The organism is Microbacterium sp. NPDC064978, from assembly GCF_044543605.1.
Lineage (GTDB): Bacteria > Actinomycetota > Actinomycetes > Actinomycetales > Microbacteriaceae > Microbacterium > Microbacterium meiriae.
Genome location: NZ_JBITWF010000001.1, coordinates 501,959 through 514,281 on the forward strand (window position 1 = coordinate 501,959; position 12,323 = coordinate 514,281).

Annotated in this window: 18 protein-coding genes; 8 read left to right on the forward strand and 10 right to left on the reverse strand. The window is 69.2% G+C overall.

Annotated features, from left to right (window positions below; translation table 11 throughout):
* The first annotated feature begins 3 nt into the window (after positions 1–3).
* From ACIGJI_RS02515 to ACIGJI_RS02545, 7 genes are all read left to right on the forward strand, one after another.
* Positions 4–441 carry a MarR family winged helix-turn-helix transcriptional regulator gene (locus tag ACIGJI_RS02515; RefSeq protein ID WP_259953925.1) on the forward strand — a complete coding sequence of 146 codons (438 nt, stop codon included), beginning with the start codon at positions 4–6 and terminating at the stop codon, positions 439–441.
* Positions 438–1,676, forward strand: coding sequence for an MFS transporter (locus ACIGJI_RS02520; RefSeq protein ID WP_280566394.1), 1,239 nt, complete (start codon positions 438–440; stop codon positions 1,674–1,676). Before ACIGJI_RS02515 ends, ACIGJI_RS02520 begins: the two co-directional genes overlap by 4 nt.
* Before the next feature lie 22 nt (positions 1,677–1,698).
* Positions 1,699–2,181 (forward strand): YbaK/EbsC family protein, encoded by a 483-nt coding sequence (locus ACIGJI_RS02525; protein WP_187663910.1) that lies wholly within the window; start codon positions 1,699–1,701, stop codon positions 2,179–2,181.
* A 77-nt stretch (positions 2,182–2,258) separates the two neighbouring features.
* The gene (locus ACIGJI_RS02530) at positions 2,259–2,951 is read left to right on the forward strand and encodes an SOS response-associated peptidase (RefSeq protein ID WP_363444311.1); all 693 of its coding nucleotides are present in this window, start codon (positions 2,259–2,261) and stop codon (positions 2,949–2,951) included.
* Positions 2,952–3,096: 145 nt separating this feature from the next.
* Positions 3,097–3,438 carry an ATP-dependent DNA ligase gene (locus ACIGJI_RS02535; RefSeq protein ID WP_187663908.1) on the forward strand — a complete coding sequence of 114 codons (342 nt, stop codon included), beginning with the start codon at positions 3,097–3,099 and terminating at the stop codon, positions 3,436–3,438.
* A gap of 81 nt (positions 3,439–3,519) precedes the next feature.
* The gene (locus ACIGJI_RS02540; RefSeq protein ID WP_187663907.1) at positions 3,520–3,771 is read left to right on the forward strand and encodes a hypothetical protein; all 252 of its coding nucleotides are present in this window, start codon (positions 3,520–3,522) and stop codon (positions 3,769–3,771) included.
* Positions 3,772–3,800: 29 nt separating this feature from the next.
* Entirely contained in the window at positions 3,801–4,076 is a 276-nt protein-coding gene (locus tag ACIGJI_RS02545) for a hypothetical protein (protein WP_268776422.1), read from the forward strand.
* Between the two features lie 429 nt (positions 4,077–4,505).
* Here ACIGJI_RS02545 and ACIGJI_RS02550 read toward each other — a convergent pair whose 3' ends face one another.
* On the reverse strand, positions 4,506–4,934 hold the full coding sequence (locus ACIGJI_RS02550; protein WP_366243724.1) for a DUF2510 domain-containing protein: 429 nt from the start codon (positions 4,932–4,934) through the stop codon (positions 4,506–4,508).
* 97 nt (positions 4,935–5,031) lie between these two features.
* On the opposite strand from ACIGJI_RS02550, the gene ACIGJI_RS02555 reads away from it, so the two are divergent.
* Complete coding sequence (locus tag ACIGJI_RS02555; protein WP_366243726.1) at positions 5,032–5,373, forward strand: hypothetical protein; 342 nt, start codon at positions 5,032–5,034, stop codon at positions 5,371–5,373.
* Between the two features lie 255 nt (positions 5,374–5,628).
* On the opposite strand, the gene ACIGJI_RS02560 is transcribed toward ACIGJI_RS02555, so the two are convergent.
* The 9 genes from ACIGJI_RS02560 to ACIGJI_RS02600 form a co-directional block, all read right to left on the reverse strand.
* Positions 5,629–5,985: a hypothetical protein gene (locus tag ACIGJI_RS02560; protein ID WP_366243728.1), complete on the reverse strand. Its 357-nt coding sequence runs from the start codon at positions 5,983–5,985 to the stop codon at positions 5,629–5,631.
* The gene (locus ACIGJI_RS02565; protein ID WP_366243730.1) at positions 5,982–6,329 is read right to left on the reverse strand and encodes a hypothetical protein; all 348 of its coding nucleotides are present in this window, start codon (positions 6,327–6,329) and stop codon (positions 5,982–5,984) included. Before ACIGJI_RS02565 ends, ACIGJI_RS02560 begins: the two co-directional genes overlap by 4 nt.
* Positions 6,330–6,343: 14 nt before the next feature.
* The gene (locus ACIGJI_RS02570) at positions 6,344–6,829 is read right to left on the reverse strand and encodes a hypothetical protein (protein ID WP_366243732.1); all 486 of its coding nucleotides are present in this window, start codon (positions 6,827–6,829) and stop codon (positions 6,344–6,346) included.
* 4 nt (positions 6,830–6,833) lie between these two features.
* On the reverse strand, positions 6,834–7,487 hold the full coding sequence (locus tag ACIGJI_RS02575) for a hypothetical protein (RefSeq protein ID WP_366243734.1): 654 nt from the start codon (positions 7,485–7,487) through the stop codon (positions 6,834–6,836).
* A 16-nt stretch (positions 7,488–7,503) separates the two neighbouring features.
* On the reverse strand, positions 7,504–7,953 hold the full coding sequence (locus tag ACIGJI_RS02580) for a hypothetical protein (RefSeq protein WP_366243736.1): 450 nt from the start codon (positions 7,951–7,953) through the stop codon (positions 7,504–7,506).
* Between the two features lie 75 nt (positions 7,954–8,028).
* Positions 8,029–9,378, reverse strand: coding sequence for a PKD domain-containing protein (locus ACIGJI_RS02585; RefSeq protein WP_366243738.1), 1,350 nt, complete (start codon positions 9,376–9,378; stop codon positions 8,029–8,031).
* 9 nt (positions 9,379–9,387) lie between these two features.
* Positions 9,388–10,821 carry a hypothetical protein gene (locus ACIGJI_RS02590; RefSeq protein WP_366243740.1) on the reverse strand — a complete coding sequence of 478 codons (1,434 nt, stop codon included), beginning with the start codon at positions 10,819–10,821 and terminating at the stop codon, positions 9,388–9,390.
* Positions 10,822–10,824: 3 nt separating this feature from the next.
* Positions 10,825–11,400 (reverse strand): hypothetical protein, encoded by a 576-nt coding sequence (locus tag ACIGJI_RS02595; RefSeq protein ID WP_366243742.1) that lies wholly within the window; start codon positions 11,398–11,400, stop codon positions 10,825–10,827.
* A gap of 14 nt (positions 11,401–11,414) precedes the next feature.
* Positions 11,415–12,323 carry a hypothetical protein gene (locus tag ACIGJI_RS02600; RefSeq protein WP_366243744.1) on the reverse strand — a complete coding sequence of 303 codons (909 nt, stop codon included), beginning with the start codon at positions 12,321–12,323 and terminating at the stop codon, positions 11,415–11,417.

Below are 12,323 nucleotides of genomic sequence, written 5' to 3' on the forward strand. Positions count from 1 at the left end.
GGTATGAATCGCTCCGAGGTCATCCCGTCACTCGTCCTGTCGGGGTACGCGCTGGGCCGCATCGCCGCCCAGGACGCAGGGAACGACGCCCCCGCGGCGCAGTGGCGGGTGCTCAGCCTGCTCGATCAGTCCGGTCCCCGCCGTGTCGGCGAGCTCGCCGCAGCAGCTCGCACCACGCAGCCCGGGATGACCCGGCTGCTCGGCACGCTCGAACGCGAGGGTCTCGTGCATCGCTCCCCCGATGCCGACGACTCCCGTGCCACCGTCGTCGCCGTGACCCGGGACGGGACGGCGGCCCTGACTGCCTGGCGCTCCGAGTTCCGGGAGACGATCGCGCCGCGGTTCGCCGACCTCGACGACGATGACTGGCACGCCCTCACCCGTGCGGCAGAGATCCTCGCCGCCCGCACCTCCGCAGACCGGACAGGAGAGATCCGTTGAACACCGCCCCCGCATCCCGCACCCCGTCGGTCTGGAAGCAGCCCGCCCAGGTGTGGGCCGTCGCCTTCGCGTGCGTCGTCGCCTTCATGGGCATCGGCCTCGTCGATCCGATCCTCCCGGCGATCGCGGAGTCCCTCGAAGCGACGCCGGTCGAGACGGAGCTCCTCTTCACCAGCTACCTCCTGGTCACCGGCCTCGCGATGCTCGTCACGAGCTGGATCTCCAGCCGGATCGGCGCTAAGGCCACGCTGCTGGTCGGACTCGGACTGATCGTGGTGTTCGCCTTCCTCTGCGCGATCAGCGGCAGCGTCGACGCCGTCATCGGATTCCGGGCCGGCTGGGGTCTGGGCAACGCGCTGTTCATCTCGACCGCGCTGGCCACCATCGTCGGCGCGGCATCCGGCGGCAGCAGCGCGGCGATCGTGCTGTACGAGGCTGCTCTCGGGCTCGGCATCGCCGTGGGCCCGCTGCTCGGCGGCATCCTCGGCGAGCAGAGCTGGCGCGGACCGTTCTTCGGCGTCGTCGCCCTGATGGCCATCGCGTTCATCGCCGTCCTGGTGCTGCTGCGAGGGCCGGGCGAGAAGCGCACCCCCGTGAAGTTCTCCGCCCCCTTCACCGCTCTGCGCCGTCCCGCTCTCGCGATCCTCGCCGTGGCCGCCCTGTTCTACAACATCGGCTTCTTCGTGCTGCTGGCGTTCTCGCCGTTCCCCCTGGGCTTCGGGGCCATGGGCATCGGCCTGACGTTCTTCGGCTGGGGCGTCGCGCTCGCGGTCACCAGCGTGTGGGTCGCGCCCGTGCTGATGCGCCGGATGCCGAGGACCCACGTCATCCTCACCGTGCTGCCGCTGCTCGCCGTCGACCTCGTCGTCGCGGGGCTGGTGGTCGCCGAACCTGCCGCTCTCGTCGTGTGCATCATCGTGGGCGGCCTGCTCCTCGGCGTCATGAACACCGTGCTGACCGAAGCCGTGATGGAGGCGACCGACCTCCCCCGCTCCGTCGCCTCCTCGGCCTACTCCGCGGTCCGCTTCCTCGGCGGCGCGATGGCCCCGCCGATCGCGGCGCTCCTGTGGCACCTGTTCAGCGCGACCGTGCCGTACCTCTTCGCCGCCGCCGCCGTCCTTCTGGCAGCACTGACGATCCTCCTCGGCCGGAAGGTCCTCGCGCACATCGACGACGAACCTGCCGACGCGACCGCGGAGGACGCGGCGGCGATCCTCGTCGGTGACGCCGGCTGACACGCTCGACTACCGTGGGGGCATGAGCGACCCCTCTTCCCTCCCCGAGCGCAGCCGACGGGTGCAGGAGCACCTCCTTGCGGCCGGTGTCGAGACCGAGATCCGGGTCCTGCCGGACTCGGCACGCACCGCTGCGGAGGCGGCCGCCGCCATCGACTGCGACGTCGCCGCGATCGCCAACAGTCTCGTCTTCCTCGCCGACGGCCGCCCCGTCCTCGTCATGACCAGCGGCGGGCACCGGGCGGATCTCGCCGTTCTCGCGCGGAGCATCGGGGCGCGTGCGGTGGCCATGGCGCCACCCGCCGTCGTCCGTGAGGCCACAGGACAGGCGATCGGCGGAGTGGCGCCCGTCGGCCATCCCGCACCCCTCCCCACCTTCATCGACCGCGCCCTGCAGCAGCACGACGCGATCTGGGCCGCGGCGGGCCATCCGCACACCGTCATGCCGCTGACCTTCGCCCAGCTGTCGAGCCTCACCGCCGGCACGGTGATCGAGGTCGTCTGACCGGATGTCCGCCCCATGCCCCATGATGGAGGCGATACCGGCCGCGGTCGGGTGACCGACGACAGGGAGGCGACGACATGTGCGGACGATTCGCGAACGACGCGACGACGGACGAGCTGATCCGGGAGTTCGTCGCCGAGGGCGGCCGACCGGAGGACTGGTGGAAGTCCTGGCACGGCGCCTACTCGATCGCGCCCACCGAGAGCGCCCCCATCGTCCGGGACCGGGGTGAGGGCCGCATCCTCGAACTCGTGCGGTGGGACTGGCAGAGTCCCCCCAACCGTCCCCAGCGCGCCCCGCTGATCAATGCACGGATGGAGAAGCTCGCCGCCGGATTCTGGGCGCCGGCGTTTTCTGCGGCCCGCTGCCTCGTCCCGATGCGCGGGTACTTCGAGTGGACAGGTGAGAAGGGGCACAAGACGCCGCATCTCCTCCACGGGGACGGCCTGCTCGCCGCCGCCGGCCTCACCTGGTCGATGGAGCACGAGGGCGAGAAGGTGCGCTGCTTCGTCGTCGTCACCAGGGAGGCGCGCGACGCCGGCGGCGAGGTGCACGACCGGATGCCCGCCTTCCTGACCCCCGACACGTGGGACGCCTGGCTCACACCGGAGAAGCTCACCGGGCAGACCAAGTTGGACACGCTGGCAATGCTCGATCACACCTCCGCCGACGTCGCGGCGACGCTCCGCGGCCACGTCGTGGACCGCAAGGTGAGCAACACCCGCACCGTCGACCCGTCCGATCCCACGCTTCTCGATCCGGTGGCCTGAAACGGGGAGACACGCGACGACGCACGACACCCCGGTCGGGTAGGAGAACGGGCAGAAGTGTGAAACGCTGAGCACACCCCACACCAGCGGTCATCGCGTCCGCGCCTCTTGGCACAGGTTCCCGTGGCGAGAAGGGAATCTTGCAATGGGCAAGTTCATCTACGAGAACAGCGTCAAGGTCGATATCGAAGACCGCGCTCTCACTCACATCCAGCTGGTCATGACCGCGAAGCTCCGCCGTGGCGAGCCCTTCGGCTTCACGTGGAAGGACGACGTCAGCATGGGCGGCGGCCGGACGACGGTCTGGATCCATGCCGGCAGCTCGCTCGTGTACAAGTACCACGGCAGCCGGCAGCCCAGCGTGAACCGCGCCTGGATCGAGGCTCTCGCATTCACGGCGAACGCCCCGAGCGGGCTGTATCTCGTCCCCGAGCCCGCGGAGCAGCAGCAGCCGGACGAGCGCGAGAGCGCTCTCACGCGCTCCTAACACGCCGACGGAGCGGGTTCAACCCCCCTTCGTATCGGTCCTGTCCCTTCGTATCGTGGAGCCATGGGGAACCATACGGGAATGACGACGACGCACATCGAGATCGATGGGCACGACTTCCTCCTGCCTCGCAGCACGGACGTCGCGGACCTCATGTCTCGGATCGAAGCGGCCGCCCGCTCGCAACCGACCTTCGTCGACTTGGCGACGGGCGATGCGCTGACGAGCGTGCTCATCACCGCCCAATCCCGGGTGGTCGTCTACCTCATCCGCGAGGACACGGGGCAGGATGCCCCCATCGACGCCCGTTCGACGCTCGACTGGGATCTCTGAGGAGCACGGCCCGCTCGTAGACTGGACCGATGCTCGTCGCTCTCATCCGCCCCCGAGGATCCATGACTGTCGACGTCACCGGGACATCCCTCGAAGACGTCCACACGCAGCTCGATGCTCATCGCGAGCCGGGCTACGCGCTCACGTCCGCCCCGGTGCGCATGCTCAAGGGCGAGGCGAAGATGGAGGCGACGGGAACGTTCCATCGCATCGACGGCGTCGAGCAGATCGAGGCCGACGACATGGCAGGCATCGAGGCCAAAGTGCCCGAGGGCTGGCAGTTGCTGTCCGTCCGTCGCGCCTGACGCGCGAACCGCCCACCCGAGCGCGCGTTTCCCCCCTCGCGCAGGTCGACCCGCACGCTCCGTGCGGGCTCGAAAAGGCTCCTGCGCGAGCCTGCAGAGGTGCGGTTTCGATCCCGCTAAGAGCACCCTGGCGGCCGGCATGGACGCGACCGCGGATGCAGCGAGCGTCTCGTTCGTACAGACAAAAGAAAAAGCCTCGGAGATGGCGAGATCTCTGAGGCTTGTTCCGTGCACCCCCAGGGACTTGAACCCTGAACCCACTGTTAGAAGGTGAGGGATGGCCTGACGTGGATTCTTGTGGCCTGACCTGCCAAAATGTTCCGTCGCCGTTGTTCGGCCACATGGACTGACATTCCCCGGGATTCCGCGGGATTCCCGTCATTGGATGGATTGAAAGTAGCCACTAAGTAGCCATTTTCGGCCCCTTCGCTACTTCCGGTGGTCGCTCCACGCCCGGCCGTCCCACCAGCGCAGGTTGGGCGTGCCGTCCGGGTCTGAGTACCAGCCGGCCTTGGGGCCGGTGGCGACGACCGGTCCCCTCGCCGCCGTCGCCACCGGTGTCTCGCGCCCCTCGTAGAAGGACGGGGGGAACGGGCGGCCGTCGGCGCCGTCGTGGGGCGCCACCGCGGCGCCGATCAGTCGCCCCATCGCGCTCTGAGTGCCGGGGCGATCGTGGAGCGACATCTGGTGCCCGCAGGTGTTGCAGGTGCCGGAGAAGGCCATGGCGATCTCTGAGACGCCGGCGGTCGCCACGGCCGCGCCGACGCGCCCCGTGTTGCGGACCCCGACGCCCACGCGGCTCGTCGTGCACTTCCCGCAGTCCGCGCAGCCGGTGAGGATTCGCTGTCGTCTTCCCATGGCCGAAGGATAGCGCGGCCGGTTGGGGCGGACAACGCTGCGCGACGTCGCCGGCGGGACGTACGATCGAGATCTCGGCCGGAGAACGGAGACGGCCATGCCATCGCGAGGGGTCCACCCCGACGTCAAGCTCTCGATCGAACTCGGGTGCATCCTGTCCAGGAACCGGTACACGGCCGACCCACGGCCCGTGATCGACGAGCTGCTCGCCACGGCGGGCGCCCGCGACGAACTGCTCGCGTTCGAGGTCGGGTCGTGGATCGCGTTCTACGACGACGAGCACACGCGCGCGCTGACGACGGCGCTACGCGCGCTCCCCCTCGACCTCGCCGCCGGGCTCACTGCTGGCGCGGAAGCGCGGCGGCGCGGCGCGCACGACACCACGGGCACCGGCGGCCCGGAGCAGGAACGCCGAAACGCCCCCACTCCCCGCGCATAGGCGGTGGAGTGGGGGCGTTTCGGGTCAGCCGGTCAGAGCCAGAAGAACAGGCTCGCGAGGAACGACAGGCCGAGGGTCAGGCCCTCGGAGCGGTCGTTGGTACGGGTGAAGGGCATGGGAACGCGCATAGCGGCCTCCTTGTATCAGAAGGCCGGCATGCCCTCTCCTGATAGGAGATGGAAGACATGCCGGCCGGTTTGGTGGAACGAATGTTGGATCTAGTGCGGGCAGAGCTCGCGTGGAGGGAGGACGGCGTCAGCGACGGTCGCGACGCAGGCTGACGCGCTGCACCGCGGTCTGGACGCGATCGCGCGCGTCCTCGTCGGTGGCGAATGCCTGCTCGACGAGGGCGACGTCGACGTAGTCCTTCGGGATGCCGTTGGACGTCACGTTGAGCCACGCCACGAGCCCGGCGAGGGGCGGGGCGGCGAGGGCGACGCCGAACTGGACCGCCGTCGCGACGACGTCGATCTGGCCGGTGACGATGCCGAGGACGACGGTCACCGAGATGCCGGCGGCGAGCGTGGCGGCGTACGCCTGGTACGTGGTGCGCACGAAGGCGCGCTTGGCCGCGAGCCGAACGGCCGCGGGGACGATGGGGTCAGTGCTCATAATGCTCCTCCATGGGGCGTCGGGATGATGAGCCTCGGGCCGGGGTCGGCGCCGAGCTCGATGATGATGAGGCGCAGGCGGCTTGCTTCCTCCTGCCACTGCCTGCGGTGATCGGCTTCACGGTCCGCGCGCTCGTCGGCGGCGCGCTCACCGGCTTCGGCCTCGGCCTGCAGCTTGAGCGCATGGTCTCGCTGCGCGACGATGTCGGACTTGCGCTTGTCCTCTTTGCCGGAAACGCCCTGACGGGCGAGGGTGACGACGCCGACGATCTCGCGGATTGCGATGCCGACGCCGCCACCGCCGAAGACGGCGACGGCCAGCGCAACCCAGTTGAATTCCTCCATGCGCTGCCCCTCGCCTACCGGTGTCGTCTGACGACGTCAGGAGTGCGCCGGCGCAGAGCAGCGGCGACTCGAGTTCGGAAGTCCGTGCCCGGTTCGGTAGCGAAGATCTGCAGCTCCGCGTAGCGCCGGACCATAACGAGCATCGCGACGCAGACGAGAGCTACTGCGACGGCCGAGGTGATCGAGGCGAAGGCGAACCTTCCGAGGACGATGAAGTAGATGCCGATGCCGAACGTCGCGAGGACCGTGGCGGGAACCTCGATCATCCACCAGCGAAGGAACCTACCCAGGAACCCCGCCGCGCCGCCGACGAGCAACAGGAAAGCCCAGAGGAGGATCAGCCATTCCCATCCGGCGAGCTCATCGACGATCGAGTTCGGGGTACCGACGAGGGCGTACACGCCTCCGATGAACACGGCGAAGTACGCGAACAGGTCGATGATGCGGATGATCGCTTCGTACCGGTGCCGCACCTTGGGTGAAATCGGCCAGCGGTCCACCGCCCTACTTCCCGCCGGCCTTCTTGAAGTCGGCCGCTGACGCGATGATGTAGACCGCGGCGCCCGTCTTCTCCGCGACACGGAAGGCCGCGTTCTCCTCGCGGGTGATCGGGCGGATCACCTTCTGCGTGCGGAGGTCGTACAGGTAGAACGTGCCGCTCGGGTTGGCCTTGTTGACCAGAATCGTGGGGAACATGGCGTCCTCCTCCTTCGTCTTGGCGCCAGTGGGTGCCGGGTCGTTGCGGTGGTTGTCGAGGTGCTCGAAGTGCTCGCCGTGCCAGGGCTCGTCCTTCGCCTTGTTGCCGGGGTAGCGCGCGGTCTGCCGCCAGCCGTGATCGCGCCACACGGCCGCGGCGCGCGCGTCGTACCAGTCGTCAGAGTCGGCAGCGCCGCCCTGGCAGTGGACGGACTCGTCCGCTCCCAGTGCGTACGGAGCCTTCGGTGCCCATGGGCCGCCCTTGAGGAAGAGCTCGTACGCGAGCCAGCGCGCGCGGTTCGCGTTGGCCTGCTCGGGCGACCGCCCGGCCTCGTTGATGTCGGCCGGGCGGCCGCGGAGACGGATGAGCTCGGCGTCGATCCGCGCGAGGGATGCTGCTGGCTTCGGGGCGAGCCATCCGCGCCCCAGGCCGATATCGACCTTCTTGAGAGTCCCGCCCATGGTTCCTCCTTGGGGGTCAGAGCGTGATCTTGGCGCCACGCCACACGGGGTCGTCGTTGGTCCGCATCCACACGATCTGCGGCAGAACCTTGACGGTGAGGGTGCGTTCCTCGGACGTCGTCCCGCCGACGGTCGCGCGGACGCCGATCACGACCGTCGTCCCCGCCATCGACGACGGCGCGACGAACGAGCGCGTGGCTCCGGACCCGGCGAATGCGACCGCGGGGCCGGAGACCTGGCGCCACGAGTAGCTGTCTGCTGGCAGCCCCGTGGACAGGACCGCGGTGACCGAAACGGTCGACATCGGTTCGACGGTGCGCTCGAGGAACGCGTTGATGATGACGGACGCGGTGCCAGCCATCGCGGCGCGGAACACCCGCCCGACGCGCGTCGCCGGCGCGGTGCCGGAAGCGGCGGCCCGGTACACGCGGCCCTTCGGGGCGTCCGGCGGTGCCGTGCCGACCATGCCAGCCCGATACGCCCGCCCGGCCGGCGGGGTAACAGGCGTGGTCAGGCCGGCACGGTAGGCCCGGCCGCCCATCTAGGAAGTCACCCCCAGCTCGAGGCTGAGGTTCGACCAGTCCGTGATCGCGGAGATCGTCGCGGGGAGGAGGGTGAACTCGTAGGCGGTGGGAGTTGCCGGGACACCTGCCTGCGTCCATGCCTGCCGGAGAGTGGTCCCCTCGAAGAGACGGATCTGCCAGTTGCCGACACCGGAGTCCATGCCGAGAGTGACCTGGACCTTGCCGGTGGCGCGAGCGGTGGACGGTGCGAGGCGGAACCGGATGCTCTGCTCGGCGCCCGAGACGGCGTCGGACTCGAGGTAGGTCGTGTTCGACTCGTCCGCCAGCGCGGCACCGTCGCTCGTGCCGCCGTTACGCGTCCACGCGCCGGACTTCGTCGCGGCGAAGGGAAGCGGGCGAGCGTCAGCGGCTCCGGAAGCCGGGACGCGAATCTCGACGGTGTCCGTGCTCGATGCCCCGAGGTTGTCGGTCGCCGTGAGCTGCAGCGTGTAGAGCTGCGGCGCGGCGCCGGCGACGAAAGACGGAGTGAGGGTGTTCCCTCCGCTGAGCGTCGGGGTGCCGGTCGACTCGGCGGCGACGAAGCTCCACGCGGTGGACGCCACAGACCCGCCAGGGTCGGATGCCGTCCCGGCGAGCAGGACCGTCGAGCCGCCGGCAACCGTCTGGTCGCCGCCTGCCGACACGCTCGGGGGCTCGTTGCCGATGCTCGTCGGGAACGACGCGTAGTCCGCACCGGTGTGCATGAGCAGGTCGTCCATGAAGACGCCCGAGGCGTTCGAGTTGGGGGCGCCCTTTCCGAAGCGGGTGCGGGTGATTGCGACCGTGCCGCCGCCGAGGTTCACGTTCTCGAGCCAGCCGGAGTCGGCGAGCGGCGTGGTCGCGTTGTTCGCGAAGATGGCCGCGCGCATACGTCCGCCGGTCGCGGTCGTGCCCTGCTCGACGAGGAGCTCGAATCGGACCCACTGCCCGGTCGGCATCGTGGTCGACGGTGCCCATGCGTTCGAGCCGCCGCCGCCGGAGACGTACAGACGGAGCACGTTGGTCGCGGTGAGGCGGAAGATCGCGATGCTGTTGCCGGCGGCGTCGTAGAGTCCGGCGAGGTTGAACTCGCCGCCGCTGTTGGGGTTGGTGAACCAGTAGGACCCCCGCATCGCGATGAGCGTCTCGGCGCCGTACGAGATCGCCCCGTAGGTCGCCGTCGCGGAGTCCGTGAACTCACACGACAGCGACCCCGAGTGCGCCCGGACGTTGGAGAACTTCGCTCCGGCACCGAAGACGCCGAACGCGTTGTCGGTCCCGCCTCCGCTGTTCGCCGCGGTGATCGCCGTGTTGTTGGCGCCCGCCTCGAATCCGTTCTTGAACTGCATGATGTGCTCCTAGTTGGATCTGACGAGGAAGTGGGTTGCCGGGTCGACGCCGGCGGCCTTGAGCGCGGATGCGGTCGGCGGCCACGCGGTCGTGACGATGTACGGCGCGAGCTTGTCGCCGGTCTTCGATCGGACGTCGAGCGTGTTGCCGACGCCGTCGATCCACCAGTACGTCGCCGGGGAGATCCGGAACGTGAGGTAGCCGTCGATCTGCGGGTGCTGCGTGTGGCGGAAGGTGCCGCCGTTGACGCGCAGGCGACCGCCCTTCGGGTTCCGGTTCCCGACCGAGGTGAACTGCAGGTGCATGGGCGACTGCGAGCTCGAGTTCGGGTTGTCCTGGACGAGCATGCAGTCGTTGAGCGTGATCGTCCCGTTGCAGGACTCCCAGCCACAGAGCGTCGCGTTCTCGTACCCGCCGAGCGACGCGCCCCCGTTGATGGCGGGGTCGCGGTTCTGCGTGTTCGTGATCTGCTCGACCTTGCACCGCGTGAGGGTGTACTCCCCGACCGGCGTCGTGGACGTCGAGTTCTCGTCGTTCGCCGCGTAGCGGGACACGTTCGAGTGGTGCAGCCAGCAGTCCTCGAGCGTCGACGACACCTCGTTGTTGAGCATGATCGGTGCGCACCGCCGCGGCCGCGCCGGGTCAAGGTCCGGCGACCGGCGCCCGTCGAACTCGCAGCGCACCCACAGCACGTTCCCGCGCTGGGAGTTGGCACATGCGTGCTCGAATGGCGGCTGCGAGTTGAGCGCGCGGCCCGCGCCCTGGAACCGGACGTGCGAGATGATCCCCGGCGACTGGTTGTAGAGCACGAGGCCCTGATGCGGCGCGGGCTGCGGCCGGTACAGGTCGCTGAGGTCCGACGCCATCGCCGTGATGTTCTGCTGGTCCGCGGCGCGCATCGTCAGGCCCGCGATGAGCACGGGCGACGCGGCCGTCCCGTCGAAGCGGGCGAAGCCCATCTGGTTCGGGGAGAACGACGCCTTGGTCTTCGTCGCGAGCTCGTTGAGCTGCGCCTGGGTCATGCTGTTCGCGTCCATCTGCACGAACGTCTTGTCCGCGCCCTGGCCGAGCAGTCCCTGCAGGTTCGGGAAGAAGATCCCGAACGCGTAGGTCGCGATCCCGGACGAGCCCGCGAGGCGGAACTGGTTGAGCCGGTAGACGCCCGCGCCGAGACGGACGACGACGCGGCCGCCTGCGGCGTTGACCGTGTTCTGCAGGTTGGTGTAGAAGTCGGACGAACCGGTCTGGATGTCCACGATCTTCGTGCCGACGGGCCAGCGGGACGTGAACTCGCGTGTGGAGCTGTAGACCCAAGGGGGTGCATCCTCAGTCCAGTCGGCGGTGCCCTTCGGCTTCTCGCCCAGAGTGGGACGGCCCTTGGCGTACCAGAGGGGATCGGGGTGGGTGCGCTGGTAGATCACACCCGGGATCGGGTTCGGCATCGGTCACACCCCCGGCGCCACGTAGATGTCGCGCACGCCTTCCCACGTCACGCCGGTGTACTCGGTGGGGCCACCAATGAACCAGCGCGACTTGATGCCAGGAGGGGCGACGGCCGGCAGGGTCGGCCAGCCGACACCGTCGACCCAGTAGACCTCGAGCAGGGAGCCGGTCCCACCGCCGCCTCCACCGCCGGTGCCTCCGGGCGCCGCGGTCCAGGTGCCGGAAGCGACCACCGGGACGTATCCGTCCGGGAGGCTCGTCGCGTCAGGCAGGCCTTCACCTGCGGGGCCGGGCTCGCCGGGCTCGCCGCGCGACCCCTCCTTGGACGTGATCGGGGTCATGATCGGACCCGACTTCGCGTACACGTCGGTCTCGCCGCTGACCACCTTGAAAGCCGGGTAGACGCCGGTCGGCGAGGCGATCAGGTACGCGAGCGGCACGTCGGCGAGGTCCGTGATCTCGAGCGGGAACTCGGCCGCAGTGTCCTGCATGGCGAAGATCTGCGCCTGCGCGCCGGGGACCACGTTGCCGGTTTCAGGGTTGAGGGCGATCTTCGGGTCGAAGTAGTCGTCAGCCATTGTCTTTTCCTCTCTCAGCCCACCGGCCAGGTGCCGTGAAGCATCACGACGTTTCCGACAGGGTTCGACCCGTACCGGTAGAGGTCTGAAATCCAGACGAGGCCGTTCGCATTCACGAACAGCTCGCCGTATGCCTTTGACTGCGTCACCGTCGCTCCGAGTGGGATGCTCGCGGACGGCCGGAACAGCGACGGGACAGTCGCCAAGTTCTCGTACGACGCGCCGGACTTCGCGGTCACGGCTCCGCGAAGGTGCGCGAGCGGACCGATCCGGCGTACGCGTGTGGGATAGCCGCTGACGGCATCCCACTTCGGACCGAGAGGGACGTTCACCCAGCCGGTGTCGGTCACGTCTGTCGACGCCCACCGTGGCGACCCGGTGGCGGTAACCGTGCGCGTCCACAGCACGTCGCCGATTCGCACCTGTGTGCCGATTCGGGTCAGGTACGACAGCGCGAGGTCATCGAATGCGATCAGCCCGTTGTCGCTGGGGACGCACCGCAGGTCGATGACTTCCTGCACGGCCGGCTGGCCCGCGTTGACGCGGCACAGGGCGATCGGCTGCTCGTACACGGTCCCCGGGATGTTCTGACGCGCGGGGATCTGCTTGGCGGAGCCGCCTGGGACGACGGCGAGGCTGGTGATGCGTGTCGCCCAGTTGTACCGGAGCACGATGAGGTCCCAGCGGACGCCCGACGGCACCGACGCGAGCGTCAGGGCTTCGGCTCCGGAAGACGCGGCCATCACGCCGCACGCCCATGCGATTCCGCCCGCGATCGCCACCTCGCGGGTGCCGGCGGAGATGGACACTCGCAGCGCGGCGAAGTCGTCGACGCCCTGCGTGACGCCGCCGGCGCGCGGGACGAGCTTCGCCCAATCAACATCGCCGACGGTGCCGGTGTAGCCCACACTCGTGATTGCCAT

Coding starts and splice junctions, on each gene's coding strand:
- ACIGJI_RS02575 (WP_366243734.1), bottom strand. CDS start 7,487: ATGGGCGGGACTCTCAAGAAGGTCGATATCGGCCTGGGGCGCGGATGG.
- ACIGJI_RS02555 (WP_366243726.1), top strand. CDS start 5,032: ATGCCATCGCGAGGGGTCCACCCCGACGTCAAGCTCTCGATCGAACTC.
- ACIGJI_RS02535 (WP_187663908.1), top strand. CDS start 3,097: ATGGGCAAGTTCATCTACGAGAACAGCGTCAAGGTCGATATCGAAGAC.
- ACIGJI_RS02530 (WP_363444311.1), top strand. CDS start 2,259: ATGTGCGGACGATTCGCGAACGACGCGACGACGGACGAGCTGATCCGG.
- ACIGJI_RS02560 (WP_366243728.1), bottom strand. CDS start 5,985: ATGAGCACTGACCCCATCGTCCCCGCGGCCGTTCGGCTCGCGGCCAAG.
- ACIGJI_RS02545 (WP_268776422.1), top strand. CDS start 3,801: ATGCTCGTCGCTCTCATCCGCCCCCGAGGATCCATGACTGTCGACGTC.
- ACIGJI_RS02540 (WP_187663907.1), top strand. CDS start 3,520: ATGACGACGACGCACATCGAGATCGATGGGCACGACTTCCTCCTGCCT.
- ACIGJI_RS02525 (WP_187663910.1), top strand. CDS start 1,699: ATGAGCGACCCCTCTTCCCTCCCCGAGCGCAGCCGACGGGTGCAGGAG.
- ACIGJI_RS02600 (WP_366243744.1), bottom strand. CDS start 12,323: ATGGCAATCACGAGTGTGGGCTACACCGGCACCGTCGGCGATGTTGAT.
- ACIGJI_RS02585 (WP_366243738.1), bottom strand. CDS start 9,378: ATGCAGTTCAAGAACGGATTCGAGGCGGGCGCCAACAACACGGCGATC.
- ACIGJI_RS02565 (WP_366243730.1), bottom strand. CDS start 6,329: ATGGAGGAATTCAACTGGGTTGCGCTGGCCGTCGCCGTCTTCGGCGGT.
- ACIGJI_RS02550 (WP_366243724.1), bottom strand. CDS start 4,934: ATGGGAAGACGACAGCGAATCCTCACCGGCTGCGCGGACTGCGGGAAG.
- ACIGJI_RS02590 (WP_366243740.1), bottom strand. CDS start 10,821: ATGCCGAACCCGATCCCGGGTGTGATCTACCAGCGCACCCACCCCGAT.
- ACIGJI_RS02580 (WP_366243736.1), bottom strand. CDS start 7,953: ATGGTCGGCACGGCACCGCCGGACGCCCCGAAGGGCCGCGTGTACCGG.
- ACIGJI_RS02595 (WP_366243742.1), bottom strand. CDS start 11,400: ATGGCTGACGACTACTTCGACCCGAAGATCGCCCTCAACCCTGAAACC.
- ACIGJI_RS02515 (WP_259953925.1), top strand. CDS start 4: ATGAATCGCTCCGAGGTCATCCCGTCACTCGTCCTGTCGGGGTACGCG.